Annotated in this window: 22 protein-coding genes and 1 pseudogene; 15 read left to right on the plus strand and 8 right to left on the minus strand. The window is 74.4% G+C overall.

Going from position 1 to position 22,904, the window contains the following annotated elements; all coding sequences use genetic code 11:
• From ECOMGDLI_RS10460 to pknB, 7 genes are all read left to right on the plus strand, one after another.
• Nucleotides 1-444: FHA domain-containing protein (locus tag ECOMGDLI_RS10460; RefSeq protein ID WP_143447635.1), on the plus strand; the 444-nt coding region annotated here is incomplete at its 5' end.
• Nucleotides 445-454: 10 nt separating this feature from the next.
• Nucleotides 455-940 (plus strand): FHA domain-containing protein, encoded by a 486-nt coding sequence (locus tag ECOMGDLI_RS10465; protein WP_088316784.1) that lies wholly within the window; start codon nucleotides 455-457, stop codon nucleotides 938-940.
• Nucleotides 941-945: 5 nt separating this feature from the next.
• On the plus strand, nucleotides 946-2,460 hold the full coding sequence (locus ECOMGDLI_RS10470) for a PP2C family serine/threonine-protein phosphatase (RefSeq protein ID WP_088316785.1): 1,515 nt from the start codon (nucleotides 946-948) through the stop codon (nucleotides 2,458-2,460).
• A gap of 73 nt (nucleotides 2,461-2,533) precedes the next feature.
• Complete coding sequence (locus ECOMGDLI_RS10475) at nucleotides 2,534-3,862, plus strand: FtsW/RodA/SpoVE family cell cycle protein (protein WP_088316786.1); 1,329 nt, start codon at nucleotides 2,534-2,536, stop codon at nucleotides 3,860-3,862.
• The gene (locus tag ECOMGDLI_RS10480) at nucleotides 3,859-5,313 is read left to right on the plus strand and encodes a penicillin-binding protein 2 (RefSeq protein ID WP_088316787.1); all 1,455 of its coding nucleotides are present in this window, start codon (nucleotides 3,859-3,861) and stop codon (nucleotides 5,311-5,313) included. Before ECOMGDLI_RS10475 ends, ECOMGDLI_RS10480 begins: the two co-directional genes overlap by 4 nt.
• A 17-nt stretch (nucleotides 5,314-5,330) precedes the next feature.
• The coding region (locus tag ECOMGDLI_RS36775) for a serine/threonine-protein kinase (RefSeq protein ID WP_369812736.1) at nucleotides 5,331-6,336 on the plus strand (1,006 nt) is incomplete at its 3' end.
• An 881-nt stretch (nucleotides 6,337-7,217) separates the two neighbouring features.
• Complete coding sequence (gene pknB / locus ECOMGDLI_RS10495; protein WP_088316789.1) at nucleotides 7,218-9,083, plus strand: Stk1 family PASTA domain-containing Ser/Thr kinase; 1,866 nt, start codon at nucleotides 7,218-7,220, stop codon at nucleotides 9,081-9,083.
• Nucleotides 9,084-9,161: 78 nt separating this feature from the next.
• Here pknB and ECOMGDLI_RS10500 read toward each other — a convergent pair whose 3' ends face one another.
• Together ECOMGDLI_RS10500 and ECOMGDLI_RS10505 are read right to left on the minus strand one after the other, a co-directional pair.
• Nucleotides 9,162-9,800, minus strand: a complete 639-nt coding sequence (locus ECOMGDLI_RS10500) for an aminodeoxychorismate/anthranilate synthase component II (RefSeq protein WP_088316790.1) — start codon at nucleotides 9,798-9,800, stop codon at nucleotides 9,162-9,164.
• Between the two features lie 74 nt (nucleotides 9,801-9,874).
• Nucleotides 9,875-10,774 (minus strand): DUF881 domain-containing protein, encoded by a 900-nt coding sequence (locus ECOMGDLI_RS10505; RefSeq protein ID WP_088316791.1) that lies wholly within the window; start codon nucleotides 10,772-10,774, stop codon nucleotides 9,875-9,877.
• Between the two features lie 118 nt (nucleotides 10,775-10,892).
• On the opposite strand from ECOMGDLI_RS10505, the gene ECOMGDLI_RS10510 reads away from it, so the two are divergent.
• Nucleotides 10,893-11,141 (plus strand): cell division protein CrgA, encoded by a 249-nt coding sequence (locus ECOMGDLI_RS10510; RefSeq protein WP_088316792.1) that lies wholly within the window; start codon nucleotides 10,893-10,895, stop codon nucleotides 11,139-11,141.
• A 254-nt stretch (nucleotides 11,142-11,395) separates the two neighbouring features.
• On the opposite strand, the gene ECOMGDLI_RS10515 is transcribed toward ECOMGDLI_RS10510, so the two are convergent.
• Nucleotides 11,396-12,310 (minus strand): rhomboid family intramembrane serine protease, encoded by a 915-nt coding sequence (locus ECOMGDLI_RS10515; RefSeq protein WP_088316793.1) that lies wholly within the window; start codon nucleotides 12,308-12,310, stop codon nucleotides 11,396-11,398.
• Between the two features lie 162 nt (nucleotides 12,311-12,472).
• Entirely contained in the window at nucleotides 12,473-13,021 is a 549-nt protein-coding gene (locus tag ECOMGDLI_RS10520; RefSeq protein WP_233153397.1) for a peptidylprolyl isomerase, read from the minus strand.
• Between the two features lie 244 nt (nucleotides 13,022-13,265).
• Here ECOMGDLI_RS10520 and ECOMGDLI_RS10525 point away from each other — a divergent pair, with 244 nt between their 5' ends.
• From ECOMGDLI_RS10525 to ECOMGDLI_RS10535, 3 genes are all read left to right on the plus strand, one after another.
• A complete protein-coding gene (locus ECOMGDLI_RS10525; protein ID WP_088316794.1) occupies nucleotides 13,266-14,120 on the plus strand; it encodes a hypothetical protein in 855 nt (284 codons plus the stop codon).
• Nucleotides 14,121-14,226: 106 nt separating this feature from the next.
• Entirely contained in the window at nucleotides 14,227-16,053 is a 1,827-nt protein-coding gene (locus ECOMGDLI_RS10530) for a SulP family inorganic anion transporter (protein ID WP_088316795.1), read from the plus strand.
• A gap of 51 nt (nucleotides 16,054-16,104) precedes the next feature.
• Nucleotides 16,105-16,449, plus strand: coding sequence for a hypothetical protein (locus ECOMGDLI_RS10535; protein ID WP_088316796.1), 345 nt, complete (start codon nucleotides 16,105-16,107; stop codon nucleotides 16,447-16,449).
• Between the two features lie 18 nt (nucleotides 16,450-16,467).
• On the opposite strand, the gene ECOMGDLI_RS10540 is transcribed toward ECOMGDLI_RS10535, so the two are convergent.
• A complete protein-coding gene (locus ECOMGDLI_RS10540; protein ID WP_198954748.1) occupies nucleotides 16,468-17,508 on the minus strand; it encodes an NAD(P)-dependent alcohol dehydrogenase in 1,041 nt (346 codons plus the stop codon).
• 57 nt (nucleotides 17,509-17,565) lie between these two features.
• Here ECOMGDLI_RS10540 and ECOMGDLI_RS10545 point away from each other — a divergent pair, with 57 nt between their 5' ends.
• Nucleotides 17,566-18,258 carry a TetR/AcrR family transcriptional regulator gene (locus ECOMGDLI_RS10545; RefSeq protein ID WP_088316797.1) on the plus strand — a complete coding sequence of 231 codons (693 nt, stop codon included), beginning with the start codon at nucleotides 17,566-17,568 and terminating at the stop codon, nucleotides 18,256-18,258.
• Nucleotides 18,259-18,317: 59 nt separating this feature from the next.
• Nucleotides 18,318-18,875 (plus strand): TIGR03086 family metal-binding protein, encoded by a 558-nt coding sequence (locus ECOMGDLI_RS10550; protein WP_198954749.1) that lies wholly within the window; start codon nucleotides 18,318-18,320, stop codon nucleotides 18,873-18,875.
• A gap of 36 nt (nucleotides 18,876-18,911) precedes the next feature.
• Here the strand turns inward: ECOMGDLI_RS10550 and ECOMGDLI_RS10555 are convergent, their stop codons facing one another.
• Nucleotides 18,912-19,583: a ribonuclease H gene (locus tag ECOMGDLI_RS10555; RefSeq protein ID WP_198954750.1), complete on the minus strand. Its 672-nt coding sequence runs from the start codon at nucleotides 19,581-19,583 to the stop codon at nucleotides 18,912-18,914.
• Nucleotides 19,584-19,673: 90 nt separating this feature from the next.
• Between ECOMGDLI_RS10555 and ECOMGDLI_RS10560 the strand changes: the two genes are divergently transcribed.
• A complete protein-coding gene (locus tag ECOMGDLI_RS10560) occupies nucleotides 19,674-20,225 on the plus strand; it encodes a SigE family RNA polymerase sigma factor (protein ID WP_088316799.1) in 552 nt (183 codons plus the stop codon).
• A complete protein-coding gene (locus ECOMGDLI_RS34570; RefSeq protein ID WP_088316800.1) occupies nucleotides 20,222-21,784 on the plus strand; it encodes a hypothetical protein in 1,563 nt (520 codons plus the stop codon). The genes ECOMGDLI_RS10560 and ECOMGDLI_RS34570 overlap by 4 nt, the downstream gene beginning before the upstream one ends.
• A gap of 18 nt (nucleotides 21,785-21,802) precedes the next feature.
• Here the strand turns inward: ECOMGDLI_RS34570 and cobO are convergent, their stop codons facing one another.
• On the minus strand, nucleotides 21,803-22,444 hold the full coding sequence (cobO, locus tag ECOMGDLI_RS10570; protein WP_088316801.1) for a cob(I)yrinic acid a,c-diamide adenosyltransferase: 642 nt from the start codon (nucleotides 22,442-22,444) through the stop codon (nucleotides 21,803-21,805).
• A 129-nt stretch (nucleotides 22,445-22,573) separates the two neighbouring features.
• Nucleotides 22,574-22,904, minus strand: a pseudogene (locus ECOMGDLI_RS10575) (1,4-beta-xylanase); the annotation flags it as partial.

The following is a 22,904-nucleotide window of genomic DNA, read 5'->3' on the forward strand; positions in this document are numbered from 1 at the left end:
GGTACGACGGCGCCCGCCTACCCGGCGCCGTCGTACCCCGCGCCGTCCTACCCGGCCCCTGCCGCGCCGTCCGGCTGGGACCAGCAGCCCGCGCAGCAGCCCGCCCAGCCCGCCGCCCAGCAGCCCGCCGGCTACTCGCCGTCCTGGGCGACGCCGCCGACCTCGCTCGGCACGCTCGACGTCGACGGCCGACCGCACCGGATCGACCGGGCCGTCACCGTCATCGGCCGGGCGATGGACGTCGACATCGTGCTCGACGACCCGGGCGTCTCGCGCCGGCACTCCGAGGTGCACGTCGTCGACGGCAAGGCCCGGGTCATCGACCTGGGGTCCACGAACGGCACGTTCGTCGACGGGGAGCGGGTCCACGCGGGCACGCTCGCCGACGGCAGCGTCATCACGGTGGGTCGCACGCGCATCACCTACCACTCGGGGCAGTGGTGACCGCCCACCGATGAGCGAGCTCACCCTTACCCTGCTGCGTCTGGGGTACCTGGCACTGCTGTGGATCCTGGTCCTGTCGGTCGTGGGCGTCCTGCGCAGCGACCTCTTCGGGACCAGGGTCACCCGCAGGCCCGCCCCGGGCACACCGGGTCGGGGGATCCCGGCACCCGCGCCGCCCCGCGGCCGGGACACCGAGGACCGCAAGACACCACGCACGCTCGTCGTCACCGAGGGGTCCCTCAAGGGCACCTCGCTGGCCCTGGGGCAGGCCGCGATCCTCATCGGCCGCGCCCCCGAGTGCACGCTCGTGCTCGAGGACGACTACTCGTCCAACCGGCACGCACGACTGTTCCTCGACGCGGGCACGTGGCTCGTCGAGGACCTGGGCTCCACGAACGGTACCTACCTCGGCCGCTCCAAGGTCGAGTCCCCGACCCCGGTCGACATCGGCACCCCGGTGCGTGTCGGCCGTACGGTCCTCGAGTTGCGGAGGTAGCCGGGTTGGCGATCGCGCTGCGCTATGCGGCCCGCTCCGACGTCGGTCTGGTCCGTCAGAACAACCAGGACTCGGCCTACGCGGGGCCGCACCTCCTCGTCGTCGCGGACGGGATGGGCGGTCATGCGGGCGGTGACGTCGCGTCGTCCCTCGCGATCGGCGAGCTGGCGCCCCTGGACGGCGAGTCGCACGGCGCGGACGACGCGCTGGAGCATCTCAAGCAGGCCGTCTTCGCGGCCCACCGCGAGCTGCTCAGCCGGGTCGACGAGGAGCCGCAGCTCACGGGCATGGGGACGACGGTCACGGCCCTGCTGCGGACCGGCGGCAAGCTCGCCCTGGCGCACATCGGCGACTCGCGCGCCTACGTGCTGCGCGACGGCGACCTCATCCAGATCACGAAGGACCACACGTTCGTCCAGACCCTCGTCGACGAGGGCCGGCTCACGCTCGAGGAGGCCGAGCAGCACCCGCAGCGCTCGGTCCTCATGCGGGTGCTCAGCGACGTCATCGACGACGTCGAGCCCGACCTGTCGATGCGCGAGGGCCGCCCGGGCGACCGGTACCTGCTCTGCTCCGACGGGCTGTCGGGCGTCGTCAGCCACGACACCCTGCACGACACCCTCGCCGCGGGCGCCGACCCGGCGACGACGTGCGAGGCGCTCGTCCAGCTCGCGCTGCGCGCCGGGGCGCCCGACAACGTCACGTGCATCGTCGCGGACGTCGTCGACGCCTCGACCGAACCGCCCGTGACGAACCCCGCCGTCGTCGGCGCGGCCACGCTCAACCAGCGCGCCCGGGCCACGGTCGGGGCGCCGTCCGCCGCCGAGCGGGCGGCCGCGCTCACCGCCCCGGTGCCGATGAGCGTCGCGAGCGGTGACACCCAGCCGATCCCGCTCGCCGCGATGCGCGACGAGGTCCAGCTCCTCGACGGGCCGGAGAAGGCGCCGCGGCGCGCGCTGCGGCTCGTCGGCGTGCTCGTCGTCCTCGCGGTGGTCGTCGCCGGCGGGTACACCGCCTGGCGCTGGGTGCAGAACCAGTACTTCGTCGGGCAGAGCGCCGGGGTCGTCGCGGTCTTCCAGGGCCTGCCCGAGGACGTCGGCCCGGTGAAGCTGTCGCACGTCTCCGGCACCGCGTCCGACATCCAGGTCGCCGACCTGCCCGAGTTCGACCGGCGGCGCGTCCAGTCGGGGATCGTCGCGGACACCGAGAGCCAGGCCTGGAAGATCGTCGACACCCTGTCGGCCCGGGCCGCGGCGTGCCGGGCCTCGCGCGCCGCCGCGGCGACGCCGTCCCCGACCGCCTCGCCGTCCGTGACCCTCTCCCCGAGCGCCACCCCGACCGCGAGCTCGACGGCCACCGCGCCTGCGGCGTCCCCGACGAAGAAGGCGGGTGCGTCGGCCACCTCGGCGGCGCCGACGCCCTCGCTCACCGAGACCGACCCCGTGACGCTGCCGAGCGCCTCCGCGGCGCCCACCGACGACGCCCCGCTCGGGTCGGACTGCGGGGCCGCCACGTCATGACCGACCGCCGCGTGCCGGGCGCCACCGCCCCCGCACCCCTCCTGGCCCCCGGGGCCGGCCGGGGGGTGGGGTGATGGCTGTCGTCACGGCGGTCGAGACCCGGCCGCGGCGCAACGTCGAGCTCGTCCTGCTCATCGTGTCCCTCGGCATCGCCATCGGCGCCTACGTGCTCGTCGGCATCGCGGCCGAGGGCCGGGTGCAGGCCAACTGGATGTGGGTCGGCGGCGGGCTCGCCGTCCTCGTGCTCGGCGTGCACGCCGTCCTGCGGGTCGTCGCGCCCTACGCGGACCCGGTGATCCTGCCGATCACGACGGCGATCAACGGCCTCGGCCTCGTCGTCATCCACCGGCTCGACCTCGCGGAGGAGACCAGCCTCGCGACCCGGCAGCTGCTGTGGACGGCGATCGGCGTCGGCGCCGCGGTCGCCGTGCTCGTGCTGGTGCGCGACCACCGGATCCTCGCCCGGTACACGTGGACCGCCGCGGTCCTCGGTTTCGCGCTGCTGCTCCTGCCGCTGCTGCCCTTCATCGGGCGCAACATCCGCGGCGCCCGGATCTGGATCGGCCTCGGCCCGCTGTCGTTCCAGCCGGGCGAGATCGCGAAGATCCTCCTCGCGCTGTTCTTCGCCGGGTACCTCGTCACCGCGCGCGACTCGCTCGCCCTCGTCGGGCGGCGCTTCCTCGGGCTCCAGCTGCCGCGGGCGCGCGACCTCGGCCCGATCCTCGTCGCGTGGGCGCTGAGCCTCGGCGTCCTCGTCTTCGAGCGCGACCTCGGGACGTCGCTGCTCTTCTTCGGCCTCTTCGTCGCCGTGCTCTACGTCGCGACCGAGCGGACGAGCTGGATCGTCATCGGCATGAGCCTGTTCGTCGCAGGCGCCGTCCTCGCGTGGCGGATCTTCAGCCACGTGCAGCGCCGCGTCGACATCTGGCTGCACCCGTTCGAGCCGGGCACCTTCGAGAACGCCTTCCAGGTGGTGCAGGGGCTCTACGGGATGGCGAGCGGCGGGCTGCTCGGCACCGGCCTCGGCGAGGGCCGCCCCGACATCATCCCGTTCGCCGAGAGCGACTTCATCTTCACCGCGATCGGCGAGGAGCTCGGCCTCACCGGGATCTTCGCGCTGCTGCTGCTCTACCTGATCCTCGTCGAGCGCGGCCTGCGGACGGCGATCGGCGCCCGGGACGGCTTCGGCAAGCTGCTCGCGGCCGGCCTGTCGTTCACGATCGCGCTCCAGTGCTTCGTCGTCGCGGGCGGCGTCACCCGGGTCATCCCGCTGACCGGGCTCGTCATGCCGTTCCTCGCGTACGGCGGCTCGTCGCTGCTGTCGAACTGGATCGTCGTCGCGATCCTGCTGCGGATCTCGGACGCCGCGCGCCGGCCCGCCCCCGCGGAGGTGACCGGGTGAACGCGCCCCTGCGTCGGCTCGCGGTCGTCGTCGCGCTGCTCTTCGCGTCGCTGCTGCTCAGCGCGACGTACGTCCAGTTCGTCTCCGCGCCCGAGCTCAACGCGCGCACCGACAACCGCCGCACGCAGTTCAAGGAGTTCGGCCGCGACCGCGGGCCGATCCTCGTCGACGGCCGCCCGATCGCGCAGTCCGTCGAGGTCGACGACCCGTACACGTACCAGCGCAAGTACACCTCCGCGCAGATGTACAGCGCCGTCACCGGGTTCTACTCGATCGTCTACAAGCCGACCGGGATGGAGGGCGCGACCAACGACCTCCTCAACGGGACGGCGGACCAGCTCTTCTACCGGCGCCTGTCCGACCTGTTCACCGGTCGCGAGCCGCAGGGCGCCTCCGTCGAGCTGACGATCGACCCCAAGGTGCAGAAGGCCGCCTGGGACGCCCTCGGCAACCAGAAGGGCGCCGTCGTCGCGCTCGACCCGAAGACCGGCGCGATCCTCGCGATGGTGAGCAAGCCCGGCTACGACCCGAACGCGCTCGCCGGCCACGACGTCGCCAAGGTGACGAAGGCCTGGAACGGGCTGCTCGACGACCCCGACCGGCCGCTCGACAACCGCGCGATCGCCGGCCGGCTGTACCCGCCCGGTTCGGTCTTCAAGATCGTCACCGCGGCCGCGGCGCTCGAGGGCGGCTACACGCCGGACACGCTCGTCGACGGCCCGGCCTCGCTCGACCTGCCGCAGACCTCGGCGTCGCTGCCCAACGACTTCGCGGGCGCCTGCGGGCCGAACAACAAGGTGAGCCTGCTCGACGCGCTGCGGATCTCGTGCAACACGGCGTTCGGCTCGATCGGCCTCGAGATCGGGGACGACGCGATCCGCGCGCAGGCCGAGAAGTTCGGCTTCGGCAAGGCGCTCGACGTGCCGCTCACGGTGACGCCGAGCACCTTCCCCGCGGACCCGAACCCGCCGCAGACCGCGCAGTCGGCGATCGGCCAGTTCGACGTCCGGGTGAGCCCGCTGCAGATCGCGATGGTCAGCGCGGGCGTCGCCAACGGCGGCGTCGTCATGCGGCCGCAGCTCGTCAAGGACGTGCTGTCGGCGAACGGCGTGGACGTGATCCAGCGTCCGCAGCCGGAGCGCTTCTCGGACGCCGTCTCCGGCCAGGTGGCCGCCGACCTCACGCGGATGATGGTCGCGGTCGTCGACGACGGCACGGGCAAGCGCGCACAGATCCCGGGGGTGCGGGTCGCCGGCAAGACGGGGACCGCGCAGCAGGGCGAAGGCCGGCCGCCGAACGCGTGGTTCACCGCGTTCGCGCCGGCCGACGACCCGAAGGTGGCAATCGCGGTCGTCGTCGAGGACGGCGGGGCGTTGGGGGATGCGGCATCGGGCGGCAGAGTCGCTGCCCCGATCGCCAAGCAGGTGATCGAGGCGGTGCTGAACCGATGAAGCGTTCGTTCGGGAACATGAGGCTCGGTGGGCGGTACCGCCTGCAGGACCGCATCGCCTTCGGAGGCATGGGGGAGGTCTGGCGCGCCCTCGACGAGGTGCTCGGCCGCAAGGTCGCGGTGAAGATCCTGCGCCCCGAGCTCGCCTACGACGACAACTTCCGCCGCCGGTTCCGCGCCGAGGCGCGGACGGCGGGCGCGCTGTCGCACCCCGGCATCGCCGCCGTCTACGACTACGGCGAGGGCCCGGTCGTGCCCGCGGACTCCGACGTCCGGGGCGGCCCGAACACGCCCGGCCAGGGCGCGCTCACCGACGACGACGTCGCGTACCTCGTCATGGAGCTCGTCCCCGGCGAGCCGCTGTCGACCATGCTCAGCCGCGGCGCCCTCGGCGTCGACGCGACCCTCGACATCGTCGCCCAGAGCGCGCGGGCGCTGCACGCCGCCCACGAGCGGGGCGTCGTCCACCGGGACGTGAAGCCGGCGAACCTGCTCGTCACCCCGGACGGCACCCTCAAGGTCACCGACTTCGGCATCGCCCGGCCGCGCGACCACGAGCCGCTGACGATGACCGGGCAGGTCATGGGGACGGCGCACTACCTCGCCCCCGAGCTCGCCCGCGGCCGTGAGGCGACGCCGCTGTCCGACGTCTACGCGCTCGGCGTCGTCATGTACGAGTGCCTCGCGGGGCGCCGTCCGTTCGAGGGCGACAACCAGGTCGCCGTCGCCACCGCGCACCTCGCCGAACCGCCGCCGCCGCTGCCGGACACCCTCCCGCAGGACGTCCGCGAGCTCGTCGACCTCGCGATGGAGAAGGACCCGGACAACCGCACCCAGTCGGCGGCCGAGTTCGCCCACGAGTGCGAGCTCGTGCTGCGCCGCCGGCGCCGGCCGCAGCGCCCGGCCTCGGAGGCGGCCGCCCGCACGGAGTCCATCCGGCGCGAGATCGACCTGCGGGACGCCGGCCAGCGCGCGGCCGGGCTGGCCGCCGGGGCCGCCGTCGCCGGGTCCGCGGCGGCTGCCGNGGCCCGACCGGCTACGACCAGGGCGGTGCCGGGTACACCGGCGCCGACGGCTACGGCTACCCCGGGGCGAACGGCTCCAACGGCTACCCGGCCGCCGGTTACGCGGGCAACGGCTACGGCGGCGGCTACAGCGGCAACGGCTACGACGCGAACGGCTACGGCTACGCCGCCGGCCAGGGCGAGCAGACGATGTCGTACGGCTCCGACGGCTACCCGCGGCCGGCCGCCGGCCTGGCGACCGACGGCTACGGGAACGGCCCGGCGACCCCGGCCACCCCGTCGCTCGGCCTGTCCCGGACGGGCGGGTCGCACCGCGGCCGGGACCGGCGGGTGCTGCCGTTCGCGCTGACGCCCGCGATGATCGCGCTGCTCGTGCTCATCGCTGCGGTCGTCATCGGGCTCGTCGTCATGGCGGCGATCCTCTTCGGGGGCGGCAAGGACCCCGGAGGGGTCGTGCCGGTCACGACGCCGAGCGTCACTCCGAGCGTGAGCGAGCCCGGGTCGCCGACCCCCAGCGCCGACGTGTCGACGAGCGCCGGCCCGACGAAGACCCCCAAGAAGACGAGCTCGTCGACCCGCCCGACCACGCGCTCGGTCACGACGACCGCGTCGCCGAGCACGACGAAGCCACCGAGCGCCACCGCGACGTCGACCAAGCCCCCCACGAAGACGACACCCCCCACGACCCCGCCGACGACCTCGCCGACCTCGCCCACCGACACCGGGACGGCGACGAGCAGCCCGCCGCCCGTCGGGCCCGTCGTCGACCCCCTGGGCCTGCCCGGTCCGGACGGCGGGGCCACCCGGTGACCAGGACAGGGCCAGCCGGGGGGCCGCCACAGGAGCAGACCGTGACCGACGCGAGACAGGGACAGAACCGGTGAACACCAGCCCCCGCGTACTGGGCAACCGTTACGAGGTCGGCGACCTGCTGGGCCGCGGCGGCATGGCCGAGGTCCACCTCGGCCGTGACACCCGCCTCGGCAGGACCGTCGCCATCAAGCTGCTGCGCACCGACCTCGCCCGGGACGCCACGTTCCAGGCCCGGTTCCGGCGCGAGGCGCAGTCGGCCGCGTCGCTGAACCACCCGGCGATCGTGTCGGTGTACGACACCGGCGAGGAGGTCGTCACCGAGTCCGGCGGCGGCGTGGTCCCGCTGCCGTACATCGTCATGGAGTACATCGAGGGCCGGACCCTGCGGGACATGCTCCGCGGCGGGCAGCCGCTCGAGGTCGGCCTGGCGATGGAGATCACCGCGGGCGTCCTCGCGGCGCTCGAGTACAGCCACAAGGCGGGGATCGTCCACCGGGACATCAAGCCGGCGAACGTCATGCTCACCCCCCGCGGCGACGTCAAGGTCATGGACTTCGGCATCGCCCGGGCCCTCGCCGACTCCTCGGCGACGATGACCCAGACCCAGGCCGTCATCGGCACCGCGCAGTACCTGTCGCCCGAGCAGGCCCGCGGCGAGACCGTCGACGCCCGCAGCGACCTGTACTCGGCGGGCTGCCTGCTCTACGAGCTGCTCACCGCGCGGCCCCCGTTCGTCGCCGACTCCCCCGTCGCCGTGGCGTACCAGCACGTGCGCGAGCTGCCGCAGCCGCCGAGCGTCTACAACCCGGCCATCCCGGAGAACGTCGACCGGATCGTCCTGCACTCCCTCGAGAAGGACCGCGAGAGCCGCTACCAGAGCGCCGCCCTGTTCCGCGCGGACCTCGACAGCGCCCGCGCCGGGCGCCCCGTGCAGGCGTACGCCGGCGCCGGCAGCGCGGCGGCCGCCGCCGCTGCGGCCGCGGCCGCGACCGAGTTCATGCCGCAGGCCGGCACCCGCGCGATGACCTCCGTGGGCACCGCGCAGCCCGGCGGCGGGCTGCTCCCCGGTGCCCCCGGGGTGCTCCAGCCCGGGCTGCCGGTCAACGACCCGGACGGCCAGTGGGACGACGACGAGGGCTCGGGCGGCGGCCGCAAGGCCGGGTACGCGCTGCTCTTCGTCGCCGTGCTCCTCGTCTTCGGGCTCATCGCGTTCTTCGTCGCGAAGTCGATCGGCAACGACACCCCGGACGTCGTCCGGATCCCGATGCCGGACGTCGTCAACGTCGCCCAGGCGGACGCCGAGCAGCAGGTCAAGGACGCCGGCCTGGTCCCGGTCGTCGAGACCGCTGCGAGCGACACCGTCGAGAAGGGCCTCGTCATCAAGACCACCCCGGCGGCCGGCGCCCAGGTCGACAAGGGCGCCTCGGTGACGCTGACGGTCTCGGCCGGGCCGGACGTCGTCCCGGTGCCGGACGTGGCCGGGTTCACCCAGTCCAGGGCCCGGGAGGCGATCGAGGGGGCTGGCCTCAAGGTCGGCGACATCACCTTCGAGGACAGCCCGGACGTCAGCAAGGACGACGTCATCAGCAGCGACCCGAAGGCCGGCTCCGAAGCCGCTCCGGGCGACGTCGTCAACCTCGTCATCTCGACCGGCCAGGTCACGGTCCCGGACTTCACGGGCAAGAAGTTCAGCGACGCCCGGAAGGCGCTCCAGGCGCTCGGGCTCTCCGTCGACTCGACGGAGGAGGCGTCCGACAAGCCGGCCGGGACGGTGATCTCGCAGACGCCGAAGGACACCAAGGTCGACCAGGGCTCGAGCGTGACGATCGTCGTCGCGAAGGCCCAGCCGACCCCGACCCCGACGCCGACGACGCCGAGCCCGTCACCGAGCCCGACGACGCCGAGCCCGTCACCGAGCGACTCGACGGCGTAGCGCCGAAATCGGTCAGCACGTGGAACGGCCCCCGGTCCTGGACCGGGGGCCGTTGCGCGTCGCGGGCGGAGGGCCGGGTCAGCGGCGCACGAGCGGCGCGAGCCCTTCCGAGCGCCCGACCGCGGCGTCGTCCCCGCACACCGCGAGCCAGTTCGCGAGGAGCCGGTGGCCGCCCTCGGTGAGCACGGACTCGGGGTGGAACTGGACGCCGTAGAGCGGCAGGTCGCGGTGCTGCAGGCCCATGACGACGCCGCTGTCGGTGCGACCGGTGACCTCGAGCACGTCCGGCACGGTGTCGGCGACGACGGCGAGCGAGTGGTACCGGGTGGCGGTGAACGGGCTCGGCAGCCCCTCGAGGACCCCGCGGCCCTCGTGGTGGACGAGGCTCACCTTGCCGTGCATGAGCTCGGGCGCGTGCGTCACGGTGCCGCCGAAGACCTCGCCGAGCGCCTGGTGGCCGAGGCACACCCCGAGCATCGGCTGCGCGACGTCCGCGCAGTGCCGCACCATGTCGGGGCAGACCCCGGCCTCGGACGGCGTGCCCGGCCCGGGCGACAGGAGCACCCCGTCGAAGCCGGCGGCGTCCTCGACCGTCACGGCGTCGTTGCGCCGGACGTCGCACTCGGCGCCGAGCTGGGCGAGGTAGCCGACGATCGTCCAGACGAAGCTGTCGTAGTTGTCGACGACGAGGATCCGGGTGGGCGAGGCGCTCGGCATGCCCCGATCGTCCCACGGCGCGCGGGACGCCGTCCGCCCGGTTTCCTGCCCGTCCCTCCGCCGCCGGCCCGCCGTCAGCCGCCGGACGAGGTGCCGGACGCCGTCCCGCTGCCGGTGCCGGTGGACGAGGACGTCGCCGCGCCCGACGTCGTGGTCGGCTCGGCCGGCAGCGGGGTCGCGTACCGCAGGTCCGCGTCGCCGTCGAACGCGGGGAAGGTCTGGGCGCCGACCTGCTTGACGTCGTACCCGAGCTGCACGAGGTTGACGAACTGCTTGTAGACCGAGACCTCGGGCGATGAGTCGAGCGCCGACTGCATCCGCGCGTAGTCGCCGATGGCCCGGATCCGGTAGGGCGGGGAGTACACCCGGCCCTGGAGGATCAGGGTGTTGCCGACGCAGCGCACGGCGCTCGTCGAGATGACGCGCTGGTCCATGAGCATCATCGCCTCGGCGCCGCCGCGCCACAGCGCGTTGACGACGGCCTGGACGTCCTGCTGGTGGACGACGAGGTAGTCCGGCGGGATGTCCGCGGGGACCGGCTGGCCGCGGGGCGCGTCGTCGAGGACGACCTCGAGCGTCGTGCCGGTGACCGGGGCGAACCCGCCCTGCGGAGCGAGGGCGTCGCCGGCGGCGAGCACCGCCGCGAGCGACGAGTCGGCCCGGGCGAACTGCGCGCCGGCCCGCTTGTTGGCGTCCTGCAGGGCGTTGAGCCGCTGCCGGGTCGCCTCGTTGTTCGCCGCCGCGCGCCGCAGGAGCGCGGCCTGGTCGGCCCGGTCGGTCCGCAGCGAGGTGCCGGCGGAGGCCTGGGCGCTCAGCGCGAAGAGGCCGCCGGCGAGCAGCGCGGTGATGACGACACCGATCGTCCACGGGTTGAACCCCCGCCGCGCGACGTGGTTGCGGCGCCGCGGCGGGCGCGAACGCTCGCCGGCGGGCTCCGCCGGTCGCGCGCCGTCCGCCCCGTCTGCCGTGTCCATCCGCCCGCCCCGCCTCGTCCGACCGTTCTGGCCATTACGCTAGACGAGAGGTGCCGGTGCGGGAACGCCCGGCACGGCGCGGCCCCGGCGGCCGAGACGACACCTGGAGGAACCGGACATGCCCGAGTCGAGGCTGCGGAAGAAGTCCGCGTTCACCCCGCCGACGCCCAAGTCGAGCGGGCCGAAGGTCAACGGGCGGTTCTTCGTCCCGACGATGGTCAGCCTGCTCGTGCTGGGGCTCGTGTGGATCGTCGTCTTCTACATCACCGAGACGCAGTACCCGGTGCCCGACATCGGCTACTGGAACCTCGGCATCGGCTTCGGCATCCTGCTCACCGGCTTCGGGATGACGACCCGCTGGCGCTGACGCCCGGCGTCCGCCCGACCAGTTGCACGCACGGCGTCCCCTCCTCCGGGAGGCGGGCGCCGTCGGCGTTTTGACCGGCCGCGGAGTTACCCACACTGTGGAGAAACCCTGTGGAGAATCACAGGCGTGTAATTCCACACCTGTGAGCAAGCCTGTGGACAACCCGGCCGCCCGCCCCGCTCAAAGCACGGGGCGCGGACCCCGGGGGGATCCGCGCCCTGTGGACGACGGGGAGGACGATCAGCCGGACGGGCTCAGACGAGCAGCCCCGCGGGCACCGACGCGGCCTTGACGAGGACGAGCGCCACGAGCAGCAGGAGGACGCCTGCGAACGCGACCGGGTGCAGCACCTTCTGCCGCTCCCGGGGCGTGCTGACCAGCGCGAACGCGACGAGCGCGCCCGTGGCGAGGCCCCCGAGGTGTGCCTGCCACGCGATCCCCACCCCGAAGAGGTTGATCCCGAGCAGCGGCAGGAACCCCAGGACGAGGTTGAGGACGACGATCGCGACGACACCGCTGCTGTCCCGGCCGAGCCGGCGGTTGATGACGAACATGGCCGCGAACAGGCCGAACACCGCACCCGAGGCCCCGACGGTCGGGACGAGCCACGACGATCCGCTGCCCACCCGCGGCTGCACCATGAGGAAGTAGCCGACGTTCCCGCCGATCGCGCTGAGCAGGTACAGGGCGGTGAACCGGAGCCGGCCGAGGATGTTCTCCAGGTACGGCCCGATCATCCACAGGATGTACATGTTGAACAGGATGTGGAGCAGGAACGACGTCGAGTGCAGGAACCCGCCGGTGACGAACCGCCACGGCTCGCTGAGCGCCGCCGGGGCCCAGAACGACAGCTGCTCGGTGACGAGGTCGCCGCTCACCCACTGCAGCACGAAGAGGAAGGCGCAGATCCCGATGATCGTCTGCGTGACGATCGGACGCTCCTGCCCGGCGCGGCCGCCGAGCACGGTCCGGGCGCCGCGGACGGTCTTCGCGCCCTCCTTGACGCAGTCGACGCACTGGATGCCGACGGCCGCCGGCCGCTGGCACTCCGGGCAGACCGGTCGCTCGCAGCGCTGGCAGCGCACGTAGGCCTCGCGGCGGGGGTGCCGGGGGCACACCGGCACGGCGTCCTGACCCGCCTGCGGGGCGTCGCCGGGGACTGCGCTCATCGTCGTCCTGCTCCGTCGGGTGAGGGTCGGTGTCGATGCCGGGTGTCGACGTCGGGTGTCACGGTCGGGTCGAGGGGTACCACCGCTCAACGACGACGCGGCGGCATCCGTTCACCGGACGCCGCCGCGTCGTACGCGTCGAAGGTCGTGCTGGGGTGCTGGTCAGCCGCGCTCGATCGTCACCGAGTTGATGACGACGGGCTCGGTCGGCTTGTCCGACCGGTCGACCTGGGTGTTCGCGATCGCGTCGACGACGGCACGGCTCGGGCCGTCGGCCACCTCGCCGAAGATCGTGTGCTTCGTGTTGAGGTGCGGCGTCGGGCCCACGGTGACGAAGAACTGGGACCCGTTGGTGCCCTTGCCCATCCGCTTGCCGGCGTTCGCCATCGCGAGCAGGTAGGGCTTGCTGAACTGGAGCTCCGGGTGGATCTCGTCGTCGAAGTCGTAGCCCGGGCCGCCGGTGCCGGTGCCGAGGGGGCACCCGCCCTGGATCATGAAGCCGGCGATGACCCGGTGGAAGCCGAGGCCGTCGTAGAACTTGCTGTGCGTCGGCTGGCCCGTCTTCGGGTCGCGCCACTCGCGCGTGCCCTCCGCGAGCTCGACGAAGTTGGCCACCGTCTTGGGGGCGTGGTTCGGGAACAGGACCAGCTTGATGTCGCCCCGGTTCGTGTGGAGCGTCGCATGCAGGGTCGAGGGGAGCTGCTCGCTCACGTCTCGCGGCCTTTCGGTCGGCCCGGAGTCGGAGCCCGGGCGGGATTCGCGCCGTCGGGTTGCGGCGACGGCGCCGTCTGATCGCCCGCCAGTCTGTCACGCCGTCCCATCACCGGCAGCAGGGACCGGCAGCAGGGACCGGCAGCAGGACCAGCAGCACTGGCGACATCCGCGCAGCGGGAGAGGATGGCTCTCAGACCGTCCGAGGGGACCGTCCGAACGGACCGTCCGAGGGGAGCACACCGTGTTCAGCAAGAACCGCGTCGAGGCGTCGGCCCAGGCGGCCGACCTGCGCGACCGGCTGGTCCCGGTCGTCGAGCACGCCGTCCAGGTGGCACGCGAGCAGGCGGCCCACGCGAAAGTGACCGCGCGCGAGCAGGCGGCGCACGCCGTCGAGCTCGGCTCCGCCCGGCTCGAGAAGGGCCTGCAGGCGGCGCAGCCGCGCGTCGAGGCCGCGGCGGACCGGGTCGTCCCGGCGGTGGACGCCGCCCGGGACCGGATCGTCGAGGACCTCCTCCCGCGCATCGTCGAGGCCGTCGGTGCCGCCGCGGCCGCCGGGCTCGCCGCCCGGGAGGCCGCCGCCGCGAAGGCCGCGAACGCCGCCGAGCTCGCCGGGGACCGGGTGAGCGGCCGGGTCGAGGAGGCCGCCCTCGCGATCGCGCGGAGCACCCCGACCGCACGCCGCCGCGCCGCCGCACGCCGGACCAGGATCCTCGTCATCGCCGCGGTCGCCGCCGCGGCAGCCGCCGGGGCCGCGGCGTTCAAGCGCTCCCGGGGCCGCGAGCCCGAGTGGGAGCACGTGCCGACCGGCGTCCCGCACAGCGCGACCCGCACCGGGGCGTCCGAGAACGGCGTCGGGGTGCCGGCGAAGCCGGAGGCGCCGGCGACGGTCGCTCCCGTCCCTACGGCCGAGCCCATCGCCGAGCCCATCGCCGAGCCGGTCGCCGAGCCGGTCGCCGAGCCGGTCGCTGAGCCCGCCGCCGAGCCGGTGGTCGAGCCCGTCGCCGAGACGGTGACCGAGCAGCCCGTCGACGACACCCCCGGCCACGAGGTGCTCATCGACGAGACCTCGACGGAGAGGTCGACCGACCGCAGCTGACCTGCGACCGACCAGCGACTGACCTGCAGCTCCACCGAGGGCCCCGGCACGACGCCGGGGCCCTCGGTCGCTCCCGCGGGACGCCGCAGGTCGCTACCGTCCGGGGATGGCCCGCCTGTCGCGTCGCCCCGCGATCGACCACGAGCTCGACGAGGACCCCCCGCTCAGCACCGAGCAGCGGCTCGCCGCGCTCGCCCCGGGCGTGGCCGTCCTGCGCGGCTACCGGCGGCGCTGGCTGCGGGCCGACGTCTTCGCCGGGCTCGCCGTCGCGGCCTACCTCGTGCCGCAGGTCATGGCGTACGCGGCGATCGTCGGCGTCCAGCCCGTCGCCGGGCTGTGGACGGCGCTCGCGGCCGCGGTCGTCTACGCGCTGCTCGGCTCGTCACGCGTGCTGTCGGCGGGCCCGGAGTCGACGGTCGCGCTCATGGCCGCCGCGACCGTCGCGCCGCTCGCCCACGGCGACGCCGCCCGGGCCGCCGCGCTCAGCTCGGGCCTGTGCCTCGTCGTCGCGGCGTGGTGCCTCGTCGCCCGGGTCGCCCGGCTCGGCGTCGTCGCGGACCTGCTCTCGCAGCCGCTGCTCGTCGGCTACCTCGCCGGCGGCGCCGTCCTCATGGTCGTCGGCCAGCTCGGGCGGATCACCCGCACCGAGGTCGACGGCGAGAGCATCGTCGCCCAGGTCGGGTCGTTCCTGCGGGTCGTCGGCGACACGCACTGGCCGACCGTGCTCGTCTGCGCGGGCACCCTCGCGCTGCTCCTGGGCGTCCAGTGGCTGCGGCCGACCTGGCCCGGGCCGCTCGTGGCCGTCGCCGCCGCGACCCTCGTGAGCGTCGTCGCGCACCTCTCGGACGCCGGGGTCCGCGTCGTCGGGTCGGTGCCGTCCGGGCTGCCGCGCCCGCAGCTCCCGGCGATCGGCACGGCCGACCTGCAGACGCTCGCGATCGCGGGGCTCGCCGTGGCCGTCGTCGCGTACGGCGACAACACGCTCATCGCCCGCGGCTTCCCCGCCCCGGCGGGCGACGACGGCGCCCCGCGCCCGGAGACCGACCCGCAGCAGGAGCTCCTCGCGCTCGCCGGCGTGCACGCGGCGGCCGGCCTCGTCGGCGGCTTCCCCGTCTCGTCGTCCGGCTCCCGGACGGCGCTCGCGATCGCCGCCGGCGCCCGCACCCAGGCCTACTCGCTCGTCGGCGCGCTCGTGGTCGTCGTCGTCCTCTTCGCCGCCGGGCCGCTGCTGTCCGGGCTGCCGGCGGCCGCGCTCGGCGCGGTCGTGCTCTACGCGGCGAGCCGGCTCGTGTCGTGGCGGGAGTTCGTGCGGCTCGCCCGGTTCCGCTCGACGGAGCTCGCCCTCGCGCTCGCCTCGCTCGTCGGCACGGTCGTCTTCGGCATCCTCACCGGCGTCGCCGTCGCCATCGCGCTGAGCCTGCTCGAGATGGCCAGCCGGCTCGCCCGGCCGCACGAGGGCGTGCTGGGCCGGGTGCCCGGCCTGGCCGGGATGCACGACGTCGACGACTACCCGGACGCCCAGACCCTGCCCGGGCTCGTCGTGTACCGGTACGACGCCCCGCTCTTCTTCGCGAACGTCGCGGACCTGCGGCGGCGCGCGCTGCGGGTCGTCGACCAGGAGGACGCCGCCGACCCGGAGCACCCCGTGCGCTGGTTCGTGCTCAACGTCGAGGCGAACGTCGAGATCGACATCACCGCCGCGGACGGCCTGCGCGACCTGCACGCCGACCTCGCCGCGCGCGGCGTCCGCCTCGGCCTGGCCCGGGTCAAGAACGACCTGCTCATCCCGCTCGGCCGGGCGGGGCTCGACGAGCTCATCGGCGCCGACATGCTCTTCGCGACGCTGCCGGTCGCCGAGGAGGCCTACCTCGCGTGGGCGCAGTCGGACGACGCGGGCGCGGGACCCGCGGGCCCGGACGACGGCCCGCAGTAGGGTGATCGACTCCGGCGGCCGCCCGGCCGCCCGGGGCGCGAAGGGGACGACATGGCGACGCAGCACACCCGCGACGTGGAGCTGCCCTACCCGTACCCGGTCGTGCTCGACGCGATCGCCCGCTCGGCGCCGACGGCCGGCATCACGGTCAACACCGTCGACCCGGCCCGCGGGACGGTCTTCGGCGTCCGCTCGATGTCGATGTTCTCGTGGGGCGAGAACGTGACGATGCAGCTCGGCCAGGCGGCGCCCACGGCCCCGACCCAGCTGCGGGTCACGTCGGCCCTGGCGTTCGGCCTCGTCGACTGGGGGCGCAACCGCAAGAACGTCGACGCCGTCCTCGCGGCGCTCACCGCCTTCCTCGACCAGTACGCCGCAGCCTCGCGCCTCGGCTGAGGTCACGCACCGCCGGGGTCACGCACCCCCGGCGACGTCGACGACGACCTTGCCCCGGGTGTGCCCCGCACCGACGGCGGCGACGGCGGCGGGGACGTCGTCGAGGCCGATCCGCCGTCCGACGAACGGGCGCAGCCGCCCGGCGGCCGCGTGCTCCCACAGCACCCGCAGGTCGTCGGCCGACCGGGTCGCGGTGAACTGGACGAACCGTTCCGGCCGGCCCGCGAACCGCAGGTGCCCGGCGACGACCCGGCCGAGCGGGTCGATCCAGGGGTTCGCCTTCGGGCCGCCGATCATGACGTAGCCGCCACCGGGCCGCACGGCGCGCCGGCAGACGGCGAGCGGGCGGGTGCCGACGGTGTCGACGACGAGGTCGTGGCGCGGCCCGTCGGCCCAGTCGGTCACCGTGCGGTCGACGACCTCGGTCGCCCCCCACGAGCGCACGAGGTCGACGTTTCCGGTGCTGCACACACCGGTGACGACGGCCCCCATGGCGACGGCGAGCTGCACCGCGTACCCGCCGACACCGCCGGCGGCGCCGACGACGAGCACGTGCCGGCCGGCGACGAGCGCACCGTGGTCGCGCAGGGCCTGGAGGGCGGTCGTCCCCGCGAGCGGGATCGCGGCCGCCTCGTCGTCGGGGATCCGGTCGGGCAGGACGGCGACGCTCGTCGCGTCGGCGACGGCGTACTCGGCGAAGCTGCCCGACGCCATCCCGGCGACCCGGTCACCGACCGCGAGCCCGACGACGCCCTCGCCCACCGCGACGACCCGGCCGGCGACGTCCGCACCTCGCACCGCCCGGGCCGGCCTGCGCAGGCCGAACAGCAGCCGCATGAAGTACGGCCGGCCCGTCGTGAGGTGCCAGTCGTACGGGTTGAGGGCGGCTGCCGAGACCCGCAGGAGCACCTCGCCGGTCCCGGGCGCCGGGGTCGGGACCTCGCGCACCTGCAGGTGCTCGGGCGGGCCGTAGCGGTCCTGGACGACGGCGCGCATCGTCGCCGGGACGCCGGCCGGCGGGACCGGCCCCGGGTCGTACATACGGTGTACGTCTGTCATGGTCGCGAGCGTATACGTACACCGTACGTAGCACAAGATCGGGCCTACGCTGTGCGCATGACGACGGCGCCGGTCCCCGAGGGCGGGCGGACGCCGCTCAGCCGGGCCCGGATCCTGGCCGCCGGCGTGGAGCTCGCCGACACCCAGGGCCTCGCCGGCCTGAGCATGCGGCGGCTCGCCGCCCACCTCGGCTTCGAGGTGATGTCGCTCTACAACCACGTGCGGGGCAAGCAGGACCTGCTCGAAGGGATGCTCGACCTCGTCGCCGCCGAGGTCGAGCTGCCCGACCCGGGGGCGGTCGGCTGGCGGGACGGCACCCGCGCCCTCGCCGTCGCCCAGCACGCGAACCTGCTGCGGCACCGCTGGGCCGGTCCGGCCTCGACCGACCACTTCCCGGGCCCGAACCGCTGGCAGATCATGGAGACGACGCTGGCGCTGCTCGCTTCCGGCGGGTTCGACGGACACCTGCGCGACCTCGCGTACCACGCGATCACGCTGCACATCGGGGGCTTCACGGCGCAGCAGCTCGCCTACGAGGCCGACGACGGGTCCACCGACGCGATGTACGCGCGGGTCGACCGCGAGCTGGACGCCGCCGCGCACCCGCTCATGGCCGACCACATCCGCTACCACCGGGACCCCGGCCGCACCCCCGGCGAGCGGCCCGACGAGTTCCGCTTCGTCCTCGACCTCATCCTCGACGGCCTCGAACGGCAGCGGGACATCACGGGGCGGCCGGCAGAGCGGTGAGCGACGGGCGTCCCGCCGGTCTACCGTGCGACACCCGCCCGACCGACGAGGAGCCCATCGTGAACGACACCCCTGCCGACGACCACCGCGCGATCGCGGCCCGGTTCACGGCGACCGTGCGCGGCACCGACCCCGCCCGCTGGGACGACCCGGCGCCGTGCGAGGGCTGGGTCGCGCGGGACGTCGTCCGGCACCTCGTCGAGTGGTTCCCGGCGTTCCTGCGGTCCGGGGCCGGCGTCTCGCTGCCGGCCGGGCCGTCCGTCGACGAGGACCCGGTCGCCGCCTGGGTCGTGCACAGCGACGGCGTCCAGGCGCTCCTCGACGACCCGGCGACGGCCGACCTCGTCGTGAAGAACCCGCACCTCGGCGAGATGTCCGTCGCGCAGGCCGTCGCCATGGTCTACACGAGCGACGTCTTCCTCCACACCTGGGACCTCGCCCGCGCCACGGGCCAGGACGAGCGGCTCGACCCGGACCGGTGCGCGGGCATGCTCGCCGGGATGCTCCCGATGGACGAGGTGCTCCGCAGCAGCGGGCACTACGGGCCGCGGGTGCCGGTGCCGGACGACGCCGACCCGAAGACCGCACTGCTGTCGTTCATCGGCCGCCGGGTCTGACCCGCCGGACGGCGACCCGACCAGGGCCGGACGGCGTCAGCCCCGCCGGACGTCGGCGGCGGCCTCGACGGCGAGCTTGTCGACGAGGTCGTTCATCGCGTCGCCCGAGTGCCCCTTGACCCAGCGGAACGTGATGTCGGGGCGGTCCCGGACCTCGGCGATGAGCGGCTCCCAGAGGTCCCGGTTCGCGACGGGCTTCTTCGCGCTGTTCACCCAGCCCCGGGCGAGCCAGCCCTTCCACCATGCGTCGCGGAAGCAGTTGACGACGTAGGTCGAGTCGCTGACGACGACGAGCGGACCGTCACCGGCGAGCGTGCGCACCGCCTCGAGCGCGGCCTGGATCTCCATCCGCTGGTTCGTCGTCGCGGGCTCGCCGCCGCTGCCCTGCCGGCCGTCCTTCGTCGCCCAGGCCCAGCCGCCCGGGCCGGGGTTGCCCGAGCACGCGCCGTCGGTCCAGACCTCGAGCGCGCCCTCGGCCGCGGTCATCTCGCGGGCGTCCGGCCGGGGCCGGGACGACGTCCGCGCCTTCGTACCGGACGACGCGCGCTGCACCGGTGCCGCACCCGCCCCGAGGTCGAGCGACGACTGCTCCCCCGCGGCGCAGGCCTCGTGCACCCAGCGCCCGCCGGACTTCACGATCGGGGCACCGACCGGCACGGGCGAGGAGCACAGCGCGCAGGACGTCGGGAACTTGGCGGTGAGCGGCACGCGGACACCTTACGGACACCCGGCCCGGTGGCACGGCAATGATGGCGGACGGCGTCTCAACCTTTCGGGGCGCGGCGGGGTCAGGTGGGTGTGGGACACGACGAGGACTTCGGCGCCTTCGTGGCGCGCGCCTGGCCCGGGCTGGTCCGGACGGCGGTGCTGCTGACCGGGGACATCACCCGGGCCGAGGACCTCGCCCAGGAGGCGCTCGTCCGCACGCACCGACGCTGGCGGTCGGTCCGCCGGCAGGACGCCCCCGAGGCGTACGTCCGGGTCGCGATGGTCAACCTCCAGCGCTCCTGGTGGCGGCGGCGGGCTTACCGGGAGGTGCTCGTCGACGCGGTGCCCGACCGGGCCGCACCACCGGGCGGCTTCGGGACGGCGTCCGACCCCGACGAGGTGCTCGCCGCGGCGCTCGCGACGCTGCCGCCCCGGATGCGGGCCACCCTCGTCCTGCGCTTCTACGAGGACCTCTCCGAACGCCAGGTCGCCGACGCGCTCGGCTGCGCGGTCGGCACCGTGAAGAGCCAGACCTCGCGCGGCCTCGAGCAGCTGCGGGCCGCCCTGGCGGACGCCGGCCACGACGGCTCCGGCAGCACCCTCGGCAGCGCGACCGACGACACCGCGAGGAGCACGTCATGAGCCCCGACCTCGACGACCTCGACGTCGAGCGCGCGCTGCGCGACCACCTGGCCCGCCGCGCCGGGTCGGTCGACCCCTCGCTCGCACCGGTCGCCCTCGTGACCCGCCGGGCCAGGTCCCGTGAGCGCCGCCAGGTGCTCGTCGCCGCCGTCGCGGTCGCCGCGGTGACCCTCGGCGGGACGGCGGTCGCGGCACCGTGGCTCACCGGGTCGACCCAGGGGCAGGTCGCGACCGACCCGGGGCCGGACGGCCGCTGGGCGCCCGACGAGGTCCCGACGCGGGGCGACCTCGCGGAGGACGACGCCTACAGGACGCGGGCGCAGGAGGCCGTGCGGGAGCGCTACGCCGCTGTCGCGGCAGCCGCAGCGGCCGCGGGCGAGCCGACCGGGGACCTGACGGCCCCGGTGCTCGGTCACGTGGTGTTCGCCGGCCGGCTGCCCGCCGGCGCCGCGGTCGTGGCCACCGTGAAGGGGTCGCCGGAGGGAGTGGTCACCTTCTGGTCCCCCACGGGCCGGGTCGCCGACCTCACCATGCAGCGGGCGTTCGACCGCTCGTACTCCGACGGGACGGCCGTCGACCAGGTGGCGGTCAGCGTCGGCAGTCCGGGCGGACCCGGCTACGTGGTCGTCGTCCCGCTCCGGGCCTCGACCTCGTCGGTCGAGGTGTCGTCCGGACCGGTCGTCGGGACGGACGGCTCCGTCCGCCGGTCCTGGTCGCCGCTGCCGCTCGCCGACGGGGTCGCCGTGGGCCGGCTCGACGCCGCGAACCCGATCCAGGTGCCGCTCGTACGGCTCGACGGCGGCCGGGCGCGCGTCGTCGCGCCCGCCGTGACGCCGAACACCGCGGAGCAGGAGGCCGCGTTCGTCCGGGAGGCCGCCCGCACCTGGGGCATCGGCACCGCACCGGCGGAGGCGACGGTGAGCGGTGCCCTCGGCGAGATCCTGCGCGTCGTCCCGGTCGGGCGGATGAGCGTGGAACCGGTGTTCCACGGCCGCGAGCAACCTTCCACCGCCGAGGTCGTCGCGGGGCTCGTCCGGCTCGACGACGGCGCGGTCCTCCAGGTCGCCGGCGCCTTCGACGACCGGGTCGGCCGCACCCCGACCCTGACGACGCTCATCGCGGGCCGCCCCGTGCCGGCCCGGGCCGCCGTCCGGACGCCGTTCACATGGGTCGACGACGTCTCGTACAGCCAGAGCGGCACGGAGGATCCGACGATGCGGGCACGGGCCCGGCTCGCGCTCCCCGGCGCCGCCAGGATGGAGGTGCGCGACGTCGGCACCACACCGTGCGGACCCGGGCGCAGCTACGGGTCGGCGGACGTCGACGCGAGCGGGCTCGGCACGGTCGTCGTCGACATCCCGTCCGCCTGCCTGGACCCGGGTCCGGCCGACGTCGCCCCGACGGACACGTACCGCCGTATCGTCGCGGTGGCGCTCGACGCCAACGGCCGCGAGATCGGCCGGGCGTCGATCCAGCCGGCCTCGATGAGCGAGGTCGTCGACACTCCCGACTACGCCGTCGCGATGTCCCCGCAGGGCAGCACCGGCACCGGCGGCTGAGCCGGGAGCGTCAGCCCCTCACCACTCGATCCCCTTCTGGCCCATCTGACCGGCGTCCATCGGGTGCTTGATCTTCTGGGTCTGCATGACGAGGTCGGCGACCTCGACGAGGCGCGGGTCGGCGTCCCGGCCGGTGACGACGACGTGCTGGAAGCCGGGGCGGTTCGCGAGGGTCTCGACGACGTCGTCGACGTCGACCCAGCCCCAGGTCATCGGGTAGGTGAACTCGTCGAGCACGTAGAAGCCGTGCTGCTCCGCGGCGAGCCGGCGCTTGATCTCCTGCCAGCCTTCGAGCGCGTTCGCGGCGTGGTCCTCCTCGGTGCCCTTCTTGCGGGTCCACGACCAGCCCGCGCCCATCGAGTACCACTCGACGGGAGCCCCCTGACCGGTGCTGTCGTGCACCGCTCCGAGGGCACGGAACGCCTCCTCCTCGCCGACCTTCCACTTGCCGCTCTTGACGAACTGGAAGACCGCGACCGGCATCCCGAGCGCCCAGCCGCGCAGCGCCATCCCGAACGCGGCCGTCGACTTGCCCTTCATCTCCCCGGTGTGGACGGCGAGGACGGGCCGGTTGCGGCGCTCTCGCGTCGTCAGGCCGTCGTCGGGAACGGTCGCCGGGCGGCCGGGCGGGGTGGCGTCGGTGGTCTGGTCCTGCGTCACGGGATCGGTGCCTCTCGTCTGCTCCGGCGGAGGCACCGAGCCTAGGACGCACAGGACGGCGGCGGCGCCGCAGGTTCGCGGTGCCGCCGCCGTCGTGGTGCCTAGCGGTGCTGTCAGTGAGTGGTGCTGTCAGGCGACCCGGCAGGTGAGGCGCGGCCAGGTCCAGTTACCGCCGTGCTGGATGGTGAACCCGAAGGCGTTGCCGTTGCCGTTGGGGCGGGCCGTCATGACGTTGCCCGAGGAGTCCCAGGTCGGGGTCGTGTTCCACGTGGCGATCACCCGCTGCGGCGGCGTGACCGTGACGGTGACGATCCAGTTCGAGCTGCCGGTGACGGTCACGTTGCCGTTGAAGCGGTCGCTCCACTTCTGGCCCTCGGAGTAGGTCGCGGTGCAGGTGCCGCCGCCGCCCGGAGGCGGCGTCGAGGTCGACGTCGGGGTCGGAGTACCGCCGGCGTTGAGG

This window comes from Kineosporia sp. R_H_3, assembly GCF_002198675.1.
GTDB lineage: Bacteria > Actinomycetota > Actinomycetes > Actinomycetales > Kineosporiaceae > R-H-3.

Bases quoted from the DNA above. Each gene is read 5' to 3' on its own strand.
- ECOMGDLI_RS10500 (WP_088316790.1), bottom strand. From the start codon at position 9,800: ATGCCGAGCGCCTCGCCCACCCGGATCCTCGTCGTCGACAACTACGAC.
- ECOMGDLI_RS10475 (WP_088316786.1), top strand. From the start codon at position 2,534: ATGGCTGTCGTCACGGCGGTCGAGACCCGGCCGCGGCGCAACGTCGAG.
- ECOMGDLI_RS10535 (WP_088316796.1), top strand. From the start codon at position 16,105: ATGGCGACGCAGCACACCCGCGACGTGGAGCTGCCCTACCCGTACCCG.
- ECOMGDLI_RS10545 (WP_088316797.1), top strand. From the start codon at position 17,566: ATGACGACGGCGCCGGTCCCCGAGGGCGGGCGGACGCCGCTCAGCCGG.
- ECOMGDLI_RS10510 (WP_088316792.1), top strand. From the start codon at position 10,893: ATGCCCGAGTCGAGGCTGCGGAAGAAGTCCGCGTTCACCCCGCCGACG.
- ECOMGDLI_RS10465 (WP_088316784.1), top strand. From the start codon at position 455: ATGAGCGAGCTCACCCTTACCCTGCTGCGTCTGGGGTACCTGGCACTG.
- ECOMGDLI_RS10505 (WP_088316791.1), bottom strand. From the start codon at position 10,774: ATGGACACGGCAGACGGGGCGGACGGCGCGCGACCGGCGGAGCCCGCC.
- ECOMGDLI_RS34570 (WP_088316800.1), top strand. From the start codon at position 20,222: ATGAGCCCCGACCTCGACGACCTCGACGTCGAGCGCGCGCTGCGCGAC.
- ECOMGDLI_RS10540 (WP_198954748.1), bottom strand. From the start codon at position 17,508: ATGACAGACGTACACCGTATGTACGACCCGGGGCCGGTCCCGCCGGCC.
- ECOMGDLI_RS10530 (WP_088316795.1), top strand. From the start codon at position 14,227: ATGGCCCGCCTGTCGCGTCGCCCCGCGATCGACCACGAGCTCGACGAG.
- ECOMGDLI_RS10515 (WP_088316793.1), bottom strand. From the start codon at position 12,310: ATGAGCGCAGTCCCCGGCGACGCCCCGCAGGCGGGTCAGGACGCCGTG.